General features: G+C 42.1%; 11 protein-coding genes and 1 pseudogene. 5 read left to right on the top strand and 7 right to left on the bottom strand.

Annotation, left to right across the window (positions count from 1 at the left end; genetic code table 11):
• Positions 1-68 precede the first annotated feature (68 nt).
• The 3 genes and pseudogenes from AACU32_RS14470 to AACU32_RS14460 form a co-directional block, all read right to left on the bottom strand.
• A pseudogene (locus tag AACU32_RS14470) lies at positions 69-1,001 on the bottom strand (sensor histidine kinase); the annotation flags it as partial.
• A gap of 442 nt (positions 1,002-1,443) precedes the next feature.
• Positions 1,444-7,299 carry a trifunctional serine/threonine-protein kinase/ATP-binding protein/sensor histidine kinase gene (locus tag AACU32_RS14465; protein ID WP_096600542.1) on the bottom strand — a complete coding sequence of 1,952 codons (5,856 nt, stop codon included), beginning with the start codon at positions 7,297-7,299 and terminating at the stop codon, positions 1,444-1,446.
• A 170-nt stretch (positions 7,300-7,469) separates the two neighbouring features.
• Positions 7,470-8,270, bottom strand: coding sequence for a PAP/fibrillin family protein (locus AACU32_RS14460; protein ID WP_096600540.1), 801 nt, complete (start codon positions 8,268-8,270; stop codon positions 7,470-7,472).
• 147 nt (positions 8,271-8,417) lie between these two features.
• Between AACU32_RS14460 and AACU32_RS14455 the strand changes: the two genes are divergently transcribed.
• On the top strand, positions 8,418-9,857 hold the full coding sequence (locus AACU32_RS14455; RefSeq protein ID WP_096600538.1) for a Rieske 2Fe-2S domain-containing protein: 1,440 nt from the start codon (positions 8,418-8,420) through the stop codon (positions 9,855-9,857).
• 459 nt (positions 9,858-10,316) lie between these two features.
• Complete coding sequence (locus AACU32_RS14450; protein ID WP_096600536.1) at positions 10,317-10,772, top strand: hypothetical protein; 456 nt, start codon at positions 10,317-10,319, stop codon at positions 10,770-10,772.
• Positions 10,773-11,316: 544 nt separating this feature from the next.
• Here AACU32_RS14450 and AACU32_RS14445 read toward each other — a convergent pair.
• Positions 11,317-15,297: a tetratricopeptide repeat protein gene (locus tag AACU32_RS14445; protein WP_096600533.1), complete on the bottom strand. Its 3,981-nt coding sequence runs from the start codon at positions 15,295-15,297 to the stop codon at positions 11,317-11,319.
• 352 nt (positions 15,298-15,649) lie between these two features.
• Here AACU32_RS14445 and AACU32_RS14440 point away from each other — a divergent pair, with 352 nt between their 5' ends.
• Entirely contained in the window at positions 15,650-16,036 is a 387-nt protein-coding gene (locus AACU32_RS14440; protein WP_096600531.1) for a VanZ family protein, read from the top strand.
• Positions 16,037-16,269: 233 nt separating this feature from the next.
• Here AACU32_RS14440 and AACU32_RS14435 read toward each other — a convergent pair whose 3' ends face one another.
• Complete coding sequence (locus tag AACU32_RS14435) at positions 16,270-17,382, bottom strand: PstS family phosphate ABC transporter substrate-binding protein (RefSeq protein ID WP_096600530.1); 1,113 nt, start codon at positions 17,380-17,382, stop codon at positions 16,270-16,272.
• A 251-nt stretch (positions 17,383-17,633) separates the two neighbouring features.
• On the opposite strand from AACU32_RS14435, the gene AACU32_RS14430 reads away from it, so the two are divergent.
• Positions 17,634-18,905 (top strand): serine/threonine-protein kinase, encoded by a 1,272-nt coding sequence (locus tag AACU32_RS14430; protein ID WP_096600528.1) that lies wholly within the window; start codon positions 17,634-17,636, stop codon positions 18,903-18,905.
• A gap of 10 nt (positions 18,906-18,915) precedes the next feature.
• Here AACU32_RS14430 and AACU32_RS14425 read toward each other — a convergent pair whose 3' ends face one another.
• Together AACU32_RS14425 and crtR are read right to left on the bottom strand one after the other, a co-directional pair.
• Positions 18,916-19,095, bottom strand: a complete 180-nt coding sequence (locus AACU32_RS14425) for a hypothetical protein (protein ID WP_096600527.1) — start codon at positions 19,093-19,095, stop codon at positions 18,916-18,918.
• Positions 19,096-19,262: 167 nt separating this feature from the next.
• The gene (gene crtR, locus AACU32_RS14420; protein ID WP_096600525.1) at positions 19,263-20,162 is read right to left on the bottom strand and encodes a beta-carotene hydroxylase; all 900 of its coding nucleotides are present in this window, start codon (positions 20,160-20,162) and stop codon (positions 19,263-19,265) included.
• A gap of 506 nt (positions 20,163-20,668) precedes the next feature.
• Here crtR and pyk point away from each other — a divergent pair.
• The gene (gene pyk, locus AACU32_RS14415; protein WP_096600524.1) at positions 20,669-22,435 is read left to right on the top strand and encodes a pyruvate kinase; all 1,767 of its coding nucleotides are present in this window, start codon (positions 20,669-20,671) and stop codon (positions 22,433-22,435) included.
• The last annotated feature ends 23 nt before the right edge of the window (positions 22,436-22,458 follow it).

Here is a 22,458-nt window from a genome sequence, read left to right as displayed (position 1 = left end):
AAATCCTGAATCATACTGGAATTAGTGTTCCCAGATAGGCGAATATATTTACCAAAAAACAACACTCTTTATAGTGGAATTTCTAAAATAAACTCAGTTCCCTCACCAAGAATAGAATTGCAACTTAATTTTCCCCCATGCTTTTCTTCCACAATTTGTTTGGCTATTGCCAAGCCTAATCCCGTACCTTTACTGACTCCTTTGGTAGTAAATAATTGCTCAAAAATCCGCTGTTTTACTGATTAATTCATGCCTTTACCATTATCAGTAATGGGATTTTTCACTTGTTTATCTTCTAGTGATGTTTTAATTATAATCACATTGGGATTGGCTTGAATATCGGCATAACTCCGTCCATGATTTGGTTCTTCTAAAGCATCAATAGCATTGGCTAAGATGTTCATAAATACCTGATTTAATTGTCCAGGGAAGCATTCAATTGCAGGTAAATAACCGTAATTGCTGATAACTTCAATCCCAGGACGTTGTTCATTAGCTTTGAGGCGATGTTTGAGAATTAAAATTGTACTATCGATACCTTGATGAATATTAAACGGGACTTTATAATCTTTATCTGCCCGTGAGAAGGTGCGCAGACTCGTGCTAATATTTTTCAGGCGATCGCACGCCATCGTCATCGAATCAATTATCTTGGGCAAGTCTTCTAAGGTATAATCCAAGTCAATCTCTTCGGCGTGTTCTGTGATTTCCTCACTCTTGTTAGTAAAGCTTTCTTGATAAAGTTTTAGGTGCTCGGTAATACCAGCAATGGTGGGTTTAGCTTGTTTGAGACTAGCAGCAATAAAACCCAAAGGATTATTCATTTCATGGGCTACCCCAGCAACTAAGTTACCGAGAGCAGACATTTTCTCACTTTGAACAATTTGTAATTGCGCCTGTTGTAAATCTTGTAAAGCTTGTTGGGCTTGTTGATAAAGTCGAGCATTTTCTAGGGAGATTGCAGCTTGGGAAGAAAGTAGATTGATAACTTGTAGGCGATCGCGGTAAAGTATATCTAAGATGTTGCATAAAGCGATCGCAACTTGTAAAAACTCCTCTAAAGACGCAATATCTCCCATCTCTTTGCAGGAAATCCCCCCAAAGGCTTCCATCACCAACATATAAGCATTATGATAAGCTTCTATGCTATAAATTTGGATGATTAAGGGATAGTGAAGATTTTTGGCGATGTTGTATTGATTGCGAAATTGTACCAGTTCGTGGAAACTGGGATAAGGATTTTTCAGCAGTTTAATTACCACTGGTTGTCGATCAGATTCTCGTACTGCTCGATAAACTAGGGTTCTAGAACCGTTGTAGAGTTCTTCCCTAACTTAGTATCCGGGAATACTGACAAGAGTGCTAACCATACTACTAAATCCTGAGAATGCTGGATTTAGTGTTCCCAGATAGGCGATGAGATTTACGAAATAGCAACACTATTTATAGGGGAATTTCTAGGATAAACTCAGTACCCTCACCTTCAATAGAATTGCAACTTAATTTTCCCCCATGTTTTTCTTCTACAATTTGTTTGGCGATCGCCAAGCCTAATCCTGTACCTTTATTTACTCCTTTAGTAGTAAATAAATGGTCAAATACTTTTTCTTTGACTGCTACACTCATGCCGATACCATTATCAGTAATGGTAATTTTTACTTGCTGAGATTCTAGTGATGTTTTAATTCTAATCACATTGGGATGGGCTTGAATTTCCATATAACTACGCCCATGATTTGCTTCTTCTACAGCATCAATGGCATTTGCCAAAATATTCATAAAAACCTGGTTTAATTGTCCAGGAAAGCATTCAACAGCAGGTAAATCACCGTATTTGCTAAGAACTTCAATCGCTGGACGTTGTTCGTTAGCTTTCAGGCGATGTTTGAGAATTAAAATTGTGCTATCAATGCCTTGATGGATATTAAACGGGACTTTGTAATCTTTATCTGCGCGGGAGAAAGTGCGCAGACTCGTGCTAATATTTTTGAGTCTGTCGCAGGCGACGACCATTGCATCTATAATCTTGGGTACATCTTCCAAGGTATAATCTAAATCAATTGACTCTGCATGGTCAATAATTGACTCACTCTTGTTTTGGTATGTTTGTTGATAGAGTTTCAGGTGTTCGGTAATATCAGCAATCGTGGGTTTAGCTTGTTTGAGACTAGCAGCAATAAAACCCAGAGGGTTATTCATTTCATGGGCTACACCAGCAACCAGATTACCCAATGCAGACATTTTCTCGCTTTGGACGATTTGTAATTGGGCGTTTTGCAGTTGGTTCAACGCCTGTTCTAATTCAGATGATTTTTGCTGCAAGGCAACTTCAGCTTGTTTGCGATCGCTAATATCAATTACTACCCCATCCCATACAGTTACGCCATCGGCTTGTCGCGTTGGACGAGCAGCGGATTGAATCCATTTCACGCTTTTTGAAGGTAGGATAATCCGCCATTCTTCTACAAATGGTGTCAGATTTTGGGCAGAGTCGGCGAGTGCTTGGGCTAAAGTGGGGTGATCATCAGGATGATGCAAAGCATAAAGGCTATGTATTCCTGCCATTACAGCCTCTGGTTCTAACTCATACAAGTCCAAACAGCCGGAACTCACGTAGGGTGTTGAAGTTGAACCATCAACCGCCAGACGAAATTGGTACACCATACCCGGAATATTATTCGCCAAATTTTGAAAGCGAATTTCACTCTCCTGTAAGTTCGCTAAAGATTGTGCCAACTGTTTTGCATAATTCTGGGAATTTTGATAAAGTCGGGCATTTTCTAAGGAAATTGCGGCTTGAGTGCAAAGTAAATTCAGCAGTTCAATGCGATCGCTCGTAAATGCTCCCGTCGCTAAATTGTTCTCTAAATACAGCACACCTAACAGTTTACCTTGATGCAGAATCGGCGTACACAGCACACTCTGAGGCTGTTGCCGTAAAACGTAAGGCTCTGCTAACAGCGATGGATGCACCGTCGCATCGATGATCACAATTGGTTGTAAAGTGCGTTTGACAGTGTAAACCAGACTCACAGGCAGATCTTCGCTTGCTGATAGCGGGATGGACTGCAAAACCACCGGAGGTTTTCCCACCTGAGCTACTGCTTCAATATGGAGTTGATTGTGATTGAGCAATATCAACACACATTTATCTGCGCCTGCGGTGGCGATGACGATTTCTAAAAGAGCAGTTAGCAGCTTGTCAAGTTGAATTTGGCTCGATAGGTTTTGAGAGGCTTTGAGGACTGCACTCAAATCCAGAACTGTGGATACACTACTGCTGCTGCTTCCTGATGTGGAAGTTTGAGAGATCAATCGGTTTTCATTGGCATAGACAGTTTCCGTCGGCGTGAATGCCGTAGCAGATTGTTGGAGAATAGTTGCTAACAATTCGGGATAGCGTTGTTCCAAGTCGGCAACTTTGGCTTTTGCACCCCAACGGGCATAGCCGTAGTAGGCGGCAATTAAATAATCTTTAGCGATGCGCTCTTTGCCCCAATCGAGGTAAAATTTAGCGGCGAGTTCGTTGGCGATCGCTTCTTCTTGGATGTATTCGTTTTGTTTTGCGCCGACGATCGCGCGATCGTAAAATTCTATCGCTTGGGCTTTGTTACCTTGTACTCGCTCTCGTTCTGCCTCGACTAAATCAAATTTGTGCAAAAAATTCATTGGTGCATGATCCGCCCACAGCTTGAGCTTTTGCTGGTTGTTTGCCACTCGACTTAAAATATCTTCTTGTTGCGAGTCTGGCACCGATGAGTAAATTGCTAAGTGCGCCAAAGAATCATAGAAATGGAACATTAGCGCTAATAAAGTTCCTTGGGTGGCATCTAAATACTGTGCGGCTAGCAGTGTATTTTCCCAGGCTTTTGCGGATTCGCCAAACAGATAGCACAGCATCAGTTTGTTAAAATAAAACTGGAAAATCCCAGTGCGATCGTTAGCATTATTCAGCAGCAGTAAACAAGTTTTTTCATCGCAGATTTTACCCTGAAAACTGCATGGCTCTGCCGAGGGATTTAACAAGTTGATAACTACTTGTTGAAAAATGCCTAGTAAACATACAAGATGTTCTTGCTTGAATTGCTCTAAGACATGACTGCTGGTTGCCATTTCTTTTGCCAACACAGTTAATTCCTGTCCGACCAAATATGAGTTTTGGCATTTCATGACGGCAGCATAACCCACAAATTCTAAGTTGCCACTTTCTAAGCCGCTTTGATAGCTTTCCCAGAAAATTGGCAATGTTTCTTTTATATGTACTTTGCCGTAAATTGTCGAACATCCCGCCACCAAAAAAGCCGAGGCTTTCATTTCAGGAGCATTAAAGGTTTCTGATAAATTTAAGGCTAATTTGCTAAATTGATAAGCCGACTCTATATCTTGAAATTTTTCATTTAAAAGAATACCGTAACAAGCGTAACCATAGCTAGAGAATACTGAATTGCCGTAGTTGATTGATAAGTTAACCAGTTTGCAAATCACCAATGGAAACATTTCGGGTACAGCTTGATAGATAGCAGTGCCAATACTGTTTAACATCCTAGATGCGGCCAGCCTATCCATATCTATCATCAAAGGTAAGTTAATTAACTCTGCAATATTCTTGTCTTCTAGATAACTTGCAGTTTGTATAAGTGCTTGCTGAATATCTGAAGAATCGGGCGATTCGGGTAAAGTTACTCCCACTAGTGCCAAAGCTTCTAATCCAAATTTCACAGCTTGGAGCTTATTGGCTTGGGCAATTTCCGCTTGAATTTTCACAGCAAAAACTTTCATTTTGTCAATGGAAGTTTTTGCCTGTGGGAGAACAATATTTGCAAATTGCTCCATCTGGGAAAAATCCCCGCTCAAGTAGGCGGTTTCTGTTGCTAGTTCATACAGTGCTAAGGTGAGGTCATACTGTGTTTCCCAACCAGAATCTTCTGTGCCACAATTCAATAAATAAATACCTGTGGTGGCATACTCCAAAGCTGCGGTGTAAGCTGTTGCAACTCTGGCTTTTTTTCCAGCTTGAAGATTGAGTCCAGCAAGTTGTATTTGCTGTGAACGCTCAATTATCAGAAATTTGCCAATGTTGAGTTGATTGACAATCTCCAGCAGGTTTTCTTCTGGTGCTGTGGCTTTGGTATTCTTGAGTAGCAGTTGCCCAATTTTCAGGTGTGTTGCTGGTTTTTGATCATCTGGAATCAAGAAATAGGCGGCTTGTTGGACGCGATCGTGTAAAAATTTATATGTAATTGTGATTTGTTGTCCCTCGTCTACAAATGACTCTTGTTGATAAAACTTATAAACCTCACTTTGGGGCAGAATTAACCCTTCTTGTAATGCCTTCCACAAACAAGCAGCAGTTTCTAACTCTGACAGTTGAGAAACGATTGCTAATGCCTTTAAATCAAACTTATTGCCAATACAAGCCGCTAACTGTAATATCTCTTGAGTCGATTCTGGCAATTTTTGTAATTGCCATGCCATGAATTCCACTACATCATCTGTCAGGGCTTGCTGATTGATGCGAACGATATCACATTGCCACCCGCCTGTAGCCCCGTCTTGGTAAGGGGTTGGCGAGGTAAACTCGATTAACCCATCTTGGTGTAATGCTTTGAGAAATTGTGTACTAAAAAATGGGTTGCCTTGGGTTTTTTGATAGACCAATTTTGATAGGGGAAAGGCTAATTCTTCTCTGCACGCCAGGGTATCGGCTACTAACTGATTCAATTTTAAATGACTTAATGGGTGCAAGGTAATTGTCTGAATTTTTGCCCCCTTTTTGCTCATCTCATCCAATATCAATATTAAAGGATGTGCTAGTGATACCTCATTATCTCTATAAGCTCCTATTAATAATAAATATCCCTGATGAGCTTCAGCTATTAATAATTGCAAAAGTTTTAAAGAAGCCGCATCTGCCCACTGTAAATCATCTAAGAATATGACTAAGGGATGCTCTTTAGTTGTAAAAACTTGAATAAATTTTGAGAATAATAAATTAAATCTATTTTGGGCAGCAGTTCCTGATAGTTCTGGTGCTGATGGTTGTTGACCAATAATTAGTTCTAATTCGGGAATAACTTCGATGATTACCTGTCCGCTTTCACCTAGTTCGCCCAGGATTTTATCTTTCCATTGGGCAATTTGGCGATCGCTCTGGGTTAAAATCTGTTCCATTAAGTTGCGAAAGGCTTGCACAAAGGCATTTAAGGGAATATTCCGATTAAATTGGTCAAATTTGCCTTTGATAAAATATCCCCGTTGTCTGACAATCGGTTTGTGGATTTCGTTGACGACAGCGGTTTTACCAATTCCAGAGAACCCTGCAACTAACATCAGTTCGCTGTTTCCCAGCGCCACCCGCTCAAAGGAGTTTAGTAGTTCTTGGACTTCGTTTTCTCTACCATACAATTTTTCGGGAATGATAAAGCGATCGCTGAGATCTCTTTCACCGATGCTAAAAGGCGCAATTGTTCCTGTTTCTCGTAATTGCACCAAGCATTTTTCTAAATCAAATTTCAGTCCCAAAGCACTCTGATAGCGTTCTTCGGCCTTTTTCGCCATCAATTTCAGTACAATATCTCCAAGGACTTGGGGAATTTTTTCGTTTGTGAATTTATCTGGCATTTTCGCCAGATGACAATGTACCAATTCCATCGGCTCGTGGGTATTGAAAGGTAATTGTCCAGTTAGCAGTTCATAAAGAGTCACACCAAACGAGTAGAAGTCACTGCGGTAGTCAATACCCCGATTCATTCTTCCTGTTTGTTCTGGCGACAGATAGCCTAATGTTCCTTCTAATCCATTGGGATTTCTAATTTCTTGGGTTTCTTTGGTGAGTAGGGAAGCAATACTAAAATCAATTAGCTTAACTTGCTTAGTTTCGGGATGAATCAGAATATTGGCAGGTTTAATGTCTTTGTGAATTACACGATTTTGATAGAGAGCGTGAAAAATATCTGTCAGTTGTAACGCGATTTCCAATATTTCTATCACCGAAAGTAATTGCTGTTGGGCATATTGCTTCAAGGAAATACCGCCAAAATCCTGCATTACTAAAGCGTAACTGTTGCGGTATGGTTCTAAGCCCAAGAAACGGACAATTCCCGGAATGTCTAAGTTTTGAGCAATGGTGTATTGATTGCGAAACTGCAACAGTTCAGAGAAACTGGGATAAGGATTTTTCAGCAGTTTAATGACTACAGGTGTTCGATCAATTTCTCGATACCCTCGATAAACCAGGGTTCTTGAACCATTGTAAAGTTCTTGGCTGACCTTGTATCCGGGAATAATTACTGGAGACATTATCCTACTACTCAATCTTGACAATTTCTAGAGTTAGTGTTCCCAGAATTATGAATTTGTTTACAAACAGCCGTGCTAAAAACTACAACAGCGCGAAAACTATCGTAGTTTTGTGAGTATTTGCCTGATTTTCCGCGAAACTACGCCCTGTATTTAATTCATTATAAGTATCAATACTGCCGCTCACATACCAAGACTGTCCCCTTCTCCGCACGGGTGATGCGCAGTTCCTCATCAAGATAGATAATTGATAGACGACCTTTAGGCGTAGACGCGTTCGCGGAGCGTCTCGAAGAGAAGCGGCTTGTCGTCAGACATCGCTTCATACTAAAAGCAACTTCCCCTGTTTCTAAGTTCATTCCTTGGGGAGGAACCAAACCAAACATCAGCCGCACAATAGCCGACTTGAATTTTTCTTGCCAACTTATCCCGGAAGGTGGTTGTTGATTAGCAAACACCGCTTCCCATTGGGCCATGTTTGTTGATTCTTGCGGTGCTAAAGTACCTCCAGTAAACTGGACTTGCAGCACAGTATCATCCAGTGGTGAACAAACGCCTATGGTGCGAATAATACCAGCTAATTGAGGAAATGACTGATCGATAGTCGTAAATTCCACAATGATGTCGTGGCTACGCTCTTCTCCATTGCCCAGCAAAAACACAGGTTGTAGCACTCGCTTAATGGACAATTTCAGTTCTTTTGGTTGAAACATCTCAAAAGCCACACGCCCAAGAGTGTAAGCAAAGCTACCATCTGCCAGTTGCTCTCCGTCGGGGAAATTGGGCGCACTAATCAACAACCAATTACCATCTAGCAGAGTACCGCTACGAGTTGGTGCGATCGTTGGGTTGAGGGCTTGCAGATTCTCAATAGCATCAATTACTTGTTTGTCTTTGGTATTTCCACCACCAGCAGCAAGCGCCTGACGCAAATCTTGTTTTGCAGCTTCACATTGTTGTGCCCTTACCATGATCTGTACCTCACCAGTCCGATCCAAAAAAGCTAACTAATGCTAACAATAAGTCCCTAGCCCCTAGCCCCTATCGTCCCCACCATCACGCTGAAAAAATTGTTACATTTTGTATAGATGATGAAATCTTAGTTTGAAACTCCCACCATGTCTAACACTGTTTTACAGTCAGAGGAAGATTCTCTGAACGTAACATCTGAAACTCAAGCATTACAAGAGCTTCCTGCTGGTGGACGCGATCCAGAGCGGTTTGAGTTGCAGGAGGTTTGGTATCCTGTACATTACATCGAAGATTTAGATAAATCACAACCTACTCGCTTCACTTTACTAGAGCGCGATATTGTGCTGTGGTGGGATAAAAACGCCCAGACTTGGCGCGCTTTTGCAGACCAATGTCCACACCGTTTAGCGCCACTTTCCGAAGGTAGAATTAATGAGAGCGGCTGGCTGGAATGTCCTTATCATGGCTGGGCTTTTTCAGGAACGGGTAAATGCGAGGTAATTCCCCAACAACGGGAAGGCGGAAAAGCTGAAGTTTCCCAACGTGCTTGTGTAGATTCACTACCTACCACAGTTCGTCAAGGACTGTTGTTTGTATATGCAGGGCGTGCAGAAAATGCAGCCCAAGTCAAAGTTCCCATTGTTGATGTTTTGGAAGAAGATTCTGAAGGCTGGGTATGTCTGAATACATTTCGCGATATACCTTATGATGCGCTAACGTTAATAGAAAACGTCCTCGATCCCAGTCATATACCTTACACCCACCACCGCACCGTCGGTAACCGCGCTAATGTATCTGCGGTAGAATTAGAAGTTGTTGAATCTGGGAAATGGGGATTTAAAGGTACTTGGGCAGAAGGCCCCCGCAAAGGAACTTTAGGGCGACAAGATACTACCTTTATTGCACCCGGATTAATGTGGCATGACTTGACTTCTAAGCAATTTGGGAGAACGCTGACAGTAGTCTATGCAACTCCGACTCGCAAAGGCGAATGTCGGCTATTTGCCCGCTTTCCCTTCAAGTTCTCCTCCAAATTACCGGGGCTATTTCTTAAGCTGACTCCACGCTGGTACTCACACCTGAATCAAAATCATGTGTTAGAAGACGATCAGATTTTCCTACATTATCAAGAACGGTATTTAGAAAAATTCGGCGGTAGTGCTAATTTTAACAAAGCGTTTTATTTGCCAACCAAAGCTGATTTGTTTGTCTATCAGTTGCATACTTGGATTAATCAATATAAGGTTGAGGCATTCCCAGGCGAGGCTTTGTCACCAGCGCTACCTAAGGAAGTATTACTAGATAGGTATCATTCCCACACAGAAAAATGCGGTAGCTGCCGCCCTGCTTTACGGAACTTACAACGCTTGCGGCTGGGATTAGCTGTGGTTACAGCGGTGATTTGGGCGTTGCTTCCTTTATTGGTGGTGATTCAGAGTCAGGTATCTGTGTTAACTGTGGCGATTTGCAGCTTGGGAGTTCTGCTGAGTGGGGGAATTTGGTTAGGCTTGGGCAATTTAGAGAGACGATTTTATCAAGGACGAGAAACGCCGCCGCGAAATTTGCCCCAGAAAGGGAAAAGGTAGAGACAGATACATCATTCTGAGGGTACAGCACATTGGTGTCAACTTAACGTGAAATTAAGACGTGATAAGCGAATTCTCTCACTTAACATCAAGATCCGCGTTACCCCACCCCGGCTTTGCTGACGCAAAACCTCCCCTCCCCGCTTGCGGGGAGGGGATTGAGGGGTGGGGTAAAACGCCTGTGGGATAAGCGTTTGAGCTTAAGTTGACACAGGTGGGCACCGACAATCTTCTGGTACATATAATAATCTTACTGATGCCGTGCCCCTACGAAAGGATCTGTGGTTCAATTACCACCGAAACTGCTGTAAAGTAGAACGGCGTAATTAAACATAGGGACTTACAAGAAATAAATTACCCATATTCCGTAGTGCGAGCATCTTGCTCGCAGCTAATATATCTGTTTTAACCGTTAAAATAGCAGCAAACCCGCCCCTAATGACCCTTAACTGGATGACTATGGATGCCCAACTAACCAGCAATGAAATTAATGTAGCACGGGAGTTATTGGGAAATTACGCCCCAGCAAATCATGCATTGGATGTTTTGGAAAAACACAACGGTAATTGTGATACTTCCTTTGATGAACTGTGGGTAGAGAACAATGGGGTGTTAATAATGCCAGAGGGGAAATCGCTTTGGCAGACGACGCTGAAAGTATTGCGTCAAGAACTCTGCGGTGATGAAGGCTTTCGTGGTCAACTTAAAGAATATACTAAAAAGCCGGGAGATGCGCCTTTGCTGACAGGGTTAATTGTCTCCCTTGTGGGTGTAGCATCGGCGCATGGCTTACCGCTTGATCCTGCTATTGCAACTGTTATTGTTTTATATATTCTAAAAATCGGACTCAATATATTTTGCGACTACACTGAACCACCTGCTGGTAATTCTGGCACTCTCCCGCCAACGAACTAATGTGCTAAGATACCGCACAGTTAGCGGCAAAGTTGCCTGCTCTGGCTCAACATTCAGAGTAATTATAGAACGTAATACCAATTTTTTATGAAGCTGCATAGAATTCGATCCCCCCTAACCCCCCTTAAAAAAGGGGGGAAAAGAATCAAAGTCCCCCTTAAAAAGGGGGATTTAGGGGGATCGAGATATGTGCAACTTCACATTAAATTGGTATAAGTAGCAAAAGTCTGGGCATTCATGGCAAAAATTGAGCGATGAGTTCGCGTTTGTCATCAATATTTTGGTATTTGTGGCAAATGTCTTCATCTTTTCGATAAATAAGACGATATTCATAGTAAAGACGATCGTATTTATCGTAAATACGTTGATCTTCTTTATGGATAAGACGATATTTATCGTAAAGACGATCGTCTTTATCGTAAATACGTTGATCTTCTTTATGGATAAGACGATATTTATCGTAAAGACGATCGTATTTATCGTAAAAACGTTGATCTTCTTTATGGATAAGACGATATTTATCGTAAATGGGTTGATTTAGTTATCACTCCACATCTTCATTACCTGACTCAAAACTCTGCCTCACTTCCTCTACCGACACGCCAAAAATCTCGGATACGGCTGCTAATAAACTCTCATCCTGAGTAACTTGGTAGAAACGGGCAAGATTACGAAGAGAAATTCCTAAACCATGCTCATCATTAAACTCGACAAAAATCTGTAAAGCTTGCAGATAATAAGCTTTCGCTGACTCCAGTTCCCCTAATTCTTCTGCAAGTTTACCAAGTTGAAAATAGGTGCTGGCACAATTATAGCGATCGCCATATTCGATTTTAATATCCAAAGCTTGTTGATAATTGCGCCTGGCTTCTGCAAATTCCCGCAATTGTTGGGCAACATATCCCAACTGGTGGTAGGTGCTGGCACAACTATAGCGATCGCCATATTCGATAAAAATATCCAAAGCCTGTTGATAATTGCGCCTGGCTTGTTCAAATTCCCGCAACTCTTGGGCAACTCTTCCCAACTGTCCGTAGGTGCTGGCACAACTATAGCGATCGCCATATTCGATTTTAATCTCCAAAGCCTGTTGATAATTGCGCCTGGCTTGTTCAAATTCGTGCAATTCTTGAGCAACACTTCCCAAGTGGTGGTAGGTGCGGGCACAATTATAGCGATCGCCATATTCGATAAAAATATCCAAAGCTAGTTGATAATTGCGCCTTGCCTCTTCAAATTCCCGCAAATCTTGGGCAACATTTCCCAACTGTCCGTAGGTGCTGGCACAAGAAAAGCGATCGCCAAATTCGATTTTAATATCCAAAGCCTGTTGATAATTGCGCCTAGCTTCTTCAAATTCCCGCAAATCTTGGGCAACTACTCCCAACTGGTGGTAGGTGTTGGCACAAGAAAAGCGATCGCCAAATTCGATGTTAATATCCAAAGCCTGATGATAATTGCGCCTTGCTTCTGCAAATTCCCGCAAATCTTGGGCAACTGTTCCCAACTGGTGGTAGCCTGAGGCTTTGCAAAGTTGTTTTTGTCTTTCTTCTACACCATCTATAACATCAGATATTGTTAAAGCCTTTTCATAAGTTTGTCTAGCTTGCTGGTACTGCTGGGCATTCTGTTGACACATACCTAGTCTGGAAATTGCGAATGATATTTGATAACCTAATTCACCTTTGATAAATGCTGAGGGATAATTCTCTAAACGCTGACAAACTATTTTTGCTAAATTCAGGTTACTTTGGTTATCACTAATTAACTCAAAGTATTTATATAAACAAAAATATATGCTGATGCTTTCTCGATTTTCCAAACAAATCTGTAACGCATTGTAGAGATTTTCATATTCCAGCTTACAGAAAACTATCCCCCATTGCCGTTCTTGAGCATCTTTAGAATCCATGAACTGCTGATAGTCATCTGCCAATCCTTGATAGTGGTTTTTAAATCCCTCACGTAAAGCTGCACGAGTTGCTTCATCGATTGTATCTAACTTAGTCTTCAAAAAGTAGGGAAAAACAGGTTGAATCGTCAACAAGCGCGATTCTTCATCCATTGGTGAAAGCAAACCCCAGTTAATCGCCTCTTGAATTGCATCGGTGAATTTATCAAAAGGATAATCTTTTAATGGATCAAAACTTTGTAATTGCTCGATATACTGGGGAATAAATAGAGCGCAAATAAACTTACTAAACTGAGCTAAACACAACAGTAATTTTTGTGCTTCTGGCGATAAATTACTGTGAGAATATTCTACACACTGCAAAATACTTTTAGTCTTATCTTCACTCCCCGTATCTAAATCCACATCCCCAGCTTGCAACCCCTGCAAAATCTCCTGTGGCGATTGCTTTTGCAAATTTGTTAACACAACTTGCATCGCTAAGGGATATCCTGCTAACAATTTCATCAATTTCTGAAAATCCCCATCTTGGCGAATCCCAGCAATGCGGTGTGGGGGTACATTCCGTTCTAAAATCTTCTCTGCTAATTCCGTCCGGGCTTCATTATCTAAGCCACGCAACTCATAAATATTTTGTTTAAATGTGGTAGTTTGCAACCAATCTTCCCGACTGCGGGAACCTAAAATAACCTTGGTATTCCCACCTGGCAACCGCCCTAAAAAATCGCGGATTTGATGGCGTTCTGTCTCTGGTAAAGTATTTTGAATTGCCAGTTGTTGCCCTGTCACCGATTCTAAGTTATCTAAAATCAAAGCGTAAGCTTCAGCCCGCAGTTTTGCAACTAATTTTTGTACCTGCGCCGCCTGACTCATGGCTTGAAAATTAGCTTGTTCAAATCTGCCATATACCTGCTTACCAATTTCAAACAAAATTTGTGTGATTGTCCATGCCTTTTCGTCATAGCCAAAATAAAAGACATTCTTGACAAAATTTGTGCGTTGCCACCATTCCCGCAGATAATTTAACAGGGTAGTTTTGCCTGTTCCTCCCATTCCCTGCAATAGTAAAATGTTATGCCTGAGTACAGCTTTCTCAATTTTGAGAATCTCTAAATCCCGCCCGACAAAACCATATTCCGGCAACGGGAAGCGATACTGACTGCCAAAAGTTTCCCAATATTTTTCTTCTTCCTCTGGTGTAAACTGGCGTAAATTAAAATTTACTGTCTGATTGCAATACACCACAGGTAGCAACCAATCTTCTAAATCAATCGACTTATTAAAATAAGCTTTGCGTGATTTATTATTGAACAATTCCCGCCTACCCAAGCGAATCGCCTCAGTGATGGGTTGGTTATTAAATAAATGGCGATAAAGTTGTTCCATCATCAACTTAGCCGCCGACACGGTGACAGAATACCCCATCGCCACTACCATCTGCATTCCCGCCGTCATTAACCGACTTCCCAAGCTGGTTTCCCGGATATCTTCGTTGGTATTCATAACCCCGGAAAACCCCACCCCGACTGCGCCACCCCTCCCCGCAAGCGGAGAGGGGTTAAGAGAGAAAATCTGATTAGCTTCGTCGGCTACGGAGTTGGGTAAAGGGTGAACATTAGCATTCTCATTCACCCCCGCCTCGCTGACGGAATTAGCCTTAGCCCCCTCCTCGCCTGCGGGGAGGGGGTTGGGGGTGGGGTTCTTCACCTGCTTCCCAGATTGACAAGCATTGAGAATACAAACCGGAATTCCCTTCCCTGTGAGTAAATCGGCTAACTCCTGCGCCTCGACTAAATCAACTTTTCCCTGAGTCTCGCCCTCAAAGGATAAAAACGCCCTCAATCCGTCAAATTTCTGCCAATCATTCCGCCCATAGCGCCCTTGATATAAATAGCGTCCGGGTTTTTTGGGTTTTTGTGTTTGTTCATAAGTCATCAACGCCCCATGACAATCTAAATGGATGACATGGTAATATCCCGTACCTTTGGCTTCCAAATTTTGAGATAAAGCTTGGTAAGTTCCGGGACGCAGCAATTCTATATTCACCCGCAACTGGCTATTTTCAATCAACTCAATCAACGGGCGAGAAATTGTCCGATAACCTGCGTCCAGTTCTTCATCTGGACGCGCTACCACTACCAATAAATTAATTACTGGGGAAGTTTGCACTTCTGCATAGATGGGTGCTGGTTGGTTACGCTTACGCACCATCACACAATCTACTGCTAGGGGACGGGGTAAATCTGGATCGCGCAACGCTTCCCAATGCAGTGCTTGAAATTCTGGTGTTTTACCGACTATTTCTATTTGTAATTGACTTAAATTACCCCGCAGACGTTGATAGGCGCTGTAAGCATTGAAATCAACCCGAAAAACTTGCGCAAATAGCTGTTCGCCATAAGTTTTAATACTAGCTGCTGCTGCCTCTGCTTTCACAGTATCCAGCAGGGGACACATCAACCATTCCTCAAAATACCACTCTAGTTGTTTTTCTACCTTAGGTGTAAAGGGATCGGTAATTTTTACTAGATAATCTCCTCTACCATCAAAACTGAGAATGGCATTAAATCCACCTTCTGTTGTCGATTCTTCCCGAATAGTGATAATTGGCATGGTGTAGTCTGCTTGATGCTCAAGGCGATCGCATAGTCATATAGTACACAACAGATTTAGCGATCGCCTTTGAGGATACTTTTGGCGAATGGTAGGTTTTATTTATCAATATTTATATAAATATTTTTCGCTTACCCGACATACCGCCCGCAGGCTGGAAGCCACTGGCTCTCGTTACGAAGCCCACCTTTGTGGGCTTGGTTCGATTCTGGTACTGGTCAAGATGCCTTTGATACTCAGTGGGTATAAGTAAAGCTTAGATGAAGTGCGCAAAATAAAGCTTTCCCAATTGCGGAAGGCTCTATTTTGGTTTTGTAGTGATCAATCATACCTGTTGCAGAGCGCGATCGCTATGAGAACTAATCGACCTTGGATGTTTGCATTTTGGGTTTATTTAGGAATTTTGCTGTCTATCTCCCTATCAGCTTATTTAAGAATCATTCCTAGTGAAATTGCACAATTTCCTTATTACGATACAATTTTGCATTTTCTCTTACTAGGCATTGCGGCATTTTTGAGCCATTTAGCATTTAATAAACCTAAAGTTAAAATTTTTAATATTTCTCTACCACTTGCGCCCATTATTGTGATGTTTTTTTGTGTAATTGACGAAATAATTCAACATTTCGTACCTTACCGTTCTGCTGACTTAGTTGATTTAATTGCTGACTTTTGCGGTGTGATTTTATTTACTTGGTTAGCTGAAATAAAAAAGCTAAATAATATCATATCCGGGTAATTAGTTATGGTTCCCATCGTCACTGCACCCCTCCCCGTTTACGGGGAACTCGGGGCCCCCCTCTGGGGATTAGGGGCAGGGAGACAAAGCACAGCTTTGTCGGGGTGGGGTTCTTGGGATTTAGTAAGTAATCAAGCGGATATAATATAACGCTTAAAAAAAGCTAATTTGTAAATTTTGGATTGTGGAGTTAAAATTCAAATTTACTCAATCCAAAATCTAAAATCCAAAATCTAAAATTTTCTGCCTTGTCCCCTGGCTACTGGCTGCTGACTCATTTCTGGGATTAACCCAGCTTGCTCAATCGCCTTTTGTCCTTGCTCAGTGGCTAAAAGTCTGGTGTAGGCTTCTCCTACTTGTTGTTCTTTGCCCTGGTTTTGTTTAATAATGACAAATAATTTTGCGATCGCTGGATAACTACCATTTTTGATCGCTTCTGTATTTAGCTGATTACGCTTTTGCGGACATTCATTTGCTGGTACTAAGGGTTCCCGGTAGGGGGGAATTAGTTGAGCGGAAGTTACACCCAAAGGTAGAGGCTTAACTAAACATTGATAAACTATTCCCCGCGCCGAAGCATAATACAGCCCACCAGGGGTTTGATTAACACGGCGCAGGGCTTCTGTTGTCGAGTAAACATACTGGACATTCGAGCCAAGGGACTGCTTCGCTAAAACCTGCTTACCAGAGATTAATACCACATCTGCGTTTTCTGGATTTTGGGAGAATGGTGTAATCGGAATATCTGTCCCGCCTACCTCTTTCCAGTTAGTAATTTCTCCAGAATAAATCTTTTGCAATTGGTCAACAGTTAAGCCGGGAACTTTTAGCGCTGGGTTGACTACTACTGCTACCCCATCAATCCCTACTTGACGTTCTTCAAGTACAAAACCTCGCTGTTGAGCTAGATTTTTTTCTTCATCAGTTAGGGGACGAGAAGACTGAGTAAAATCTAATTGTCCATCCAGTAACATCCGAATACCAGAGCCAGAACCAGGGCTAGTGTTAGGGGGATTGACGTAACGCAACTGTAGCTCAGGACGAGTTACTTGGATCTGAGAATCTACTAATTGTCTGATTGGTGCCCAAGCTGTGCTACCACCGTAGTTAAATGCGCCTATGGGAATATTCTTGACATTATTAAAATTGGAAGCAGCAAGCGCAGAGGAAGTTGCTGTTCCTCGACCAGCAGAAAAAGCGCCGTTATCGACTTGCAGGCGTGGTCTTAGCCATAACCAAAGTCCACCAATGATAGCAACTGTCACAACTTCACCAATAATCAGACCTCTGATCATTTGCACAGCGTCTTGGCTGAGGGGCACACTTTTCCTGCTATCATTAGTCATCTTCCTTTTCTTCCTGTAATTAAAGTGAATATTCAGTAAGATAGAATCAAGACTGAGGTTAATCTTTTAGCCGAATTCTTATTTAATTTATTATCTAATCTTGTTGCAATTGCTAAATGTACTCTTCATCAAGTTTAGATAAGACTTCCGCTAAATTACGGTTAACTTCTTGAATAAAACTTTATATTCATGCCTATATATAGATTTTTTAAGTAACAATACTTAAATACAGCCTTCACAAAAAGCGTAACATGTTAAGCAGCAAGTTACTAGGCGATCGCTACCAGGTTGTGGAAGTTTTCAGCCAAGGAGCATTTTGTCACACCTACAGGGCGCAAGACACATACCTTCCCAATCACCCTAACCGCGTCGTCAAACATTTCTTACCTAGTAGTAAATATTCTATTTCCCTAGAAATCCGCAGAAGGCTGTTTACTAGAGAAGTAGAAGCTCTGAAGAAACTGAGCCACTATGACTTAGTACCGCGTCTTTTAGCTAATTTTGAAGATAACCTTGAGTTCTACTTGGTACAAGAGTTCATTGAAGGACATCCTCTGAGTGCGGAACTGTCGTCTGGTGAGTGCTGGTCGGAAAGTAAGGTGATTCAACTGTTGCAAGAAATTTTGACTATCTTGAATTTTGTTCACGGTCATGGGCTAATTCATCGAGATGTCAAGCCGAACAATATTATTCGGCGGAAGAAAGATAATCGGTTAGTGCTGATAGATTTTGGTGCTGTCAAGCCAATTTGGAATCACTTGATTAGAGGTCAAGAACAAACTGCAATCCTGACTCCAATTGAACAATACACCACGATTGCGATCGGTACACCGGGCTATATGCCGTCGGAGCAACAGCGAGGTAAACCACGCTTAAATAGTGATATTTATGCTCTTGGTATGATTGGCATTCAAGCACTAACGGGGATACATCCGACAAAATTACCAGAAGATGCCAATACTGGTGAAATTATTTGGCAACATTCAGCACAAGTTAGTACTGGACTAGCCGCAATACTTAATAAAATGGTTTGCTACCACTTTCAAGACCGATATAAATCAGCACAAGAAGTATTAGATGCATTATTAGAACTAAGCAATTTCTATCCAATCAAGCAGGAATCGGCTTTATTTACTGAGTTGGTCAACATTAAATTGGAAGAGCGGTTATCTTTAACTACAGAGGAAGCTAACCAAGTTTTTCCGGGTCAAGAATCAGCATCACTATTAGATCAAGACTCCAGCGATATTACATTATCAGAAACTCTGTTACCACCAACTCATATTTACGAGCCAACAGAAAATTCTCCCGTTTCTTCCTCAGCGCCAAATTATTATAGTAGCGAAACAAACAATACTACTATTTCTGCTGCTCCGAAACCATCTGCTTTGCTGATTGGTTTAGTAGTAGGCGTATTTTCTGGGCTAGTTTTAATGATTGTCAGCTACTGGTCTGTACAAATAGTTGCGCCCTCTCCTCAAGTCCAAGATTTGCGACTACAACAGCCAAACGAATCTCGATGAACTCTGATTATTATTGCCTTTGTTGGGCGGCTGATGGCTGAGGATCAGATTGCACACTATCTCTATGGATCAAAAACGCTACAATCCCGACGACAACAAAGTTAGTAATTAGCAGAGCAACAGCACTCCATATCCAAATTTTCGTTTTTGGGCTATCTGCCAATTCTGTTGGGTAGGGTTTGCGGTTCATGGGTTTTCTCCACAACAACCTCATCGATAATAATTTATTGTATCCCTACTTGAAACACACTTTAGAGAGCTGCAAAGTATGGCAATAGGCAGAAAGCTATTAAACCTCGCCAATGGTTAATAGCGCGCTCAAAGGCAAGTAACCTTGAGTGATTCTGCCATAATTTGTTACTTTTCAGGTTGTTTATGGTGATTAAACCTAATTCCTAAAAATATGTCGTAAACAAACTCAAAAAAATCTTTCTTTTGTAATAATCCTGAAGTTTGATAACAACCTTTTTCATCTAACAGCGGTTTCATCAAATGGTAGGTGGGCTGGTAATTATACCAGGGAATAGAAGGCCACAAATGATGAATTAGGTGATAATTCTGTCCGAGAATCAAGATATTGAGAATTGGGTTAGGGTAGACGCGGGCATTTTTCCAGCGATCGCGCTTTACAAATGGCCGATGGGGCAGATAATCAAAGAATAATCCTAGTGCTATGCCCACAATAAATGCTGGTATAAACCAAAAATTGAGAATATAGCCCAAAAAGTGGTACTGAACTGAGATATAAACAATTGCACCCACAATCAAACGGCTAATGAACCATTCCCATAGCTCATATTTACGCCACAGTTGCCGCTGAAAGAAAAATACCTCATGGTACAAAAACCGTACTGCAATCAGCCACAGCGGCCCACCCGTTGAGACATAATGATCGGGGTCATCCTTGGGATGATTCACATGGGCATGATGCTGTAAATGCACTCGCGTAAATACGGGAAAAGCAAAAGCTAGCATCAAAGCACTACCATGCCCTAACATCGCATTAATTACGCGATTGCGATGGGCAGCTTGATGGCAAGCATCGTGAATTACTGTCCCTGAACAATGCAAAGCCAAGGTATTAATACTAAAGCATAGCCAGTGCGGCCATTCCCACAGCCAGTAACCAAAGTTAGATAAGACCAGCATCGTCAACGCGGCAAAAAACAGCAGCATTGTTGGGTTAAAATCACCCGGAGGTGCTAAAAATTCCTTTGGTGGGATTGTCAGTGGCTTCTTTGCCTCCGACGTGAGCATTCTTGACTCCTTACTTTATCAAATATTACGAATATACGATAAATATTAGTGAATAATAAACTTTTATAAAATTTTGTATAGCAAGCTTTACCAGCAATTTAGCTAAATTGTATCGATAAATACGATATGATTCCAGACGGGACTTGAGTCTTCAGTATCTCTTGGGGTGTATAAAATACCAAGGATGAGATGCAAGAATATATTCCTTGGTAAGGATGGAACCAAGTTTAGTGTACGATATCTAGTCTATCCCACTGCCTAAAACCGCCCAGCTAGAGGGAGTCTCTCATAACTGACTGCTAATATAGCTTGGCCCAAATACAGATACTATTCAAGACAGCGCCAAAGCCCCAAATCAAAAACCTTTGATTTTTGACTTTCGCGTCACTTACTGGACTTTATTCCCCCCCTTTCTACCTGCTGCCATGATTGATATAGCAGTGACGGAAATAGAAATGCCCTTTAATTTACGATGGTTTCCTAGATAGATCCTAGAATCAGCCCCTATGCAACTAAGAGATTCTCTACGCCGCACAAAAATTGTCGCTACGATTGGGCCTGCTACTAGCAGTCCAGAAATGCTCAAGGCGATTATTGAAGCGGGTGCAACGACACTACGGCTAAACTTTTCCCACGGGACTCATGCCGACCATCAGCGTAGTATTCGCTTAATTCGGCAAACTGCTTTTGAACTAAATCAGCCAGTGGCAATTCTCCAAGACTTGCAAGGGCCAAAAATTCGCTTGGGGCGGTTTGAAAATGGGTCTATAGTTGTAGCAAAAGGCGATCGCTTTACCTTAACCAATCGCCCGGTAATTGGCACAGAAGAAATTAGCTGTGTTACCTACGACTACTTAGCCGAAGAAGTCCCCGTTGGCGCAAAAATTCTCCTCGATGACGGACGAGTAGAAATGCTAGTCGAGGAAATTAACCGCGATAAAGGCGATTTACATTGTCGCATTACCGTAGCTGGTAAGCTTTCTAACAATAAAGGTGTAAACTTTCCCGGAGTTTACCTTTCAATTAAAGCCATGACCGACAAAGACCGCGAGGATCTGATGTTTGGTCTAGATCAGGGCGTAGACTGGGTAGCACTGTCTTTTGTGCGCAATCCTCAGGATATCATCGAAATTAAAGAGTTAATTTCTAGCACAGGTAAAAATGTACCAGTAGTTGCCAAAATTGAAAAACACGAAGCCATTGAACAAATGGAAGCAGTTTTGGCTTTGTGTGATGGCGTTATGGTGGCTAGAGGTGACTTAGGCGTGGAATTGCCAGCAGAAGACGTACCTGTGCTGCAAAAGCGGCTCATTGCCACAGCAAACCGCTTGGGGATTCCCATCATCACCGCCACGCAAATGTTAGACAGCATGGTGAGTAACCCCCGCCCCACTCGCGCCGAAGTATCGGATGTGGCAAACGCGATTTTAGATGGTACAGATGCAGTCATGCTTTCCAATGAAACGGCTGTAGGTAGTTACCCGGTGGAAGCTGTAGCAACTATGGCGAGAATTGCCGAGCGGATTGAACAAGAAGAACGGCAAAACGCCAATCGTCTTTTAAGAGATACGAGACGTTCCATTCCCAACGCCATTAGCCTAGCTGTAGGACAAATTGCCGAAAATCTGGGTGCGTCGGCTATTATGACCTTAACCCAAACAGGAGCAACTGCTCGTAATGTTTCCAAGTTCCGTCCGCAAACACCGATTTTGGCAATCACGCCCCATGTGAATGTAGCGCGACAATTACAAATGGTGTGGGGAGTAAAACCGCTGTTAGTTTTAGAACTACCATCCACTGGTCAAACTTTTCAAGCTGCTATTAATGTCGCTCAAGAAAATAAGCTATTAACAGAAGGTGATTTAGTTGTGATGACAGCCGGTACACTCCAAGGTGTTTCCGGATCGACAGATTTAATTAAAGTTGAAGTGGTAACAGCAATTCTCGGCCAGGGAATTGGACTAGGACAAGGTTGTGTCAGCGGTCGCGCCAGGGTAGCTCACACAGGGATGGATGCAACTAACTTTAATCATGGAGATATTTTAGTTGCTCCCCGCACCAATGCCGATTTTGTCGAAGCAATTCGCAAAGCATCGGGAATTATTACAGAGGATGAAAGTCTTACCAGCCATGCAGCAGTAATAGCCTTGCGTCTTGGTGTTCCCGTAATTGTTGGCGTGAAGAAAGCGACACAAGTGATTAGAGATGGAGCGATTTTAACTATGGATATGAAACGAGGTTTAATTTACTCTGGCGCAGTGGGAACGCCCTAACCCCTTCGGGGAAATCAAAAGTC

The sequence above is a fragment of the Calothrix sp. NIES-2100 genome, from assembly GCF_963875285.1.
In the GTDB taxonomy this organism is placed as follows: Bacteria; Cyanobacteriota; Cyanobacteriia; order Cyanobacteriales; family Nostocaceae; genus Aulosira.
The sequence above is the reverse complement of the archived record's forward strand: the minus strand, read 5'-3'. Positions and strand labels throughout refer to the sequence as shown.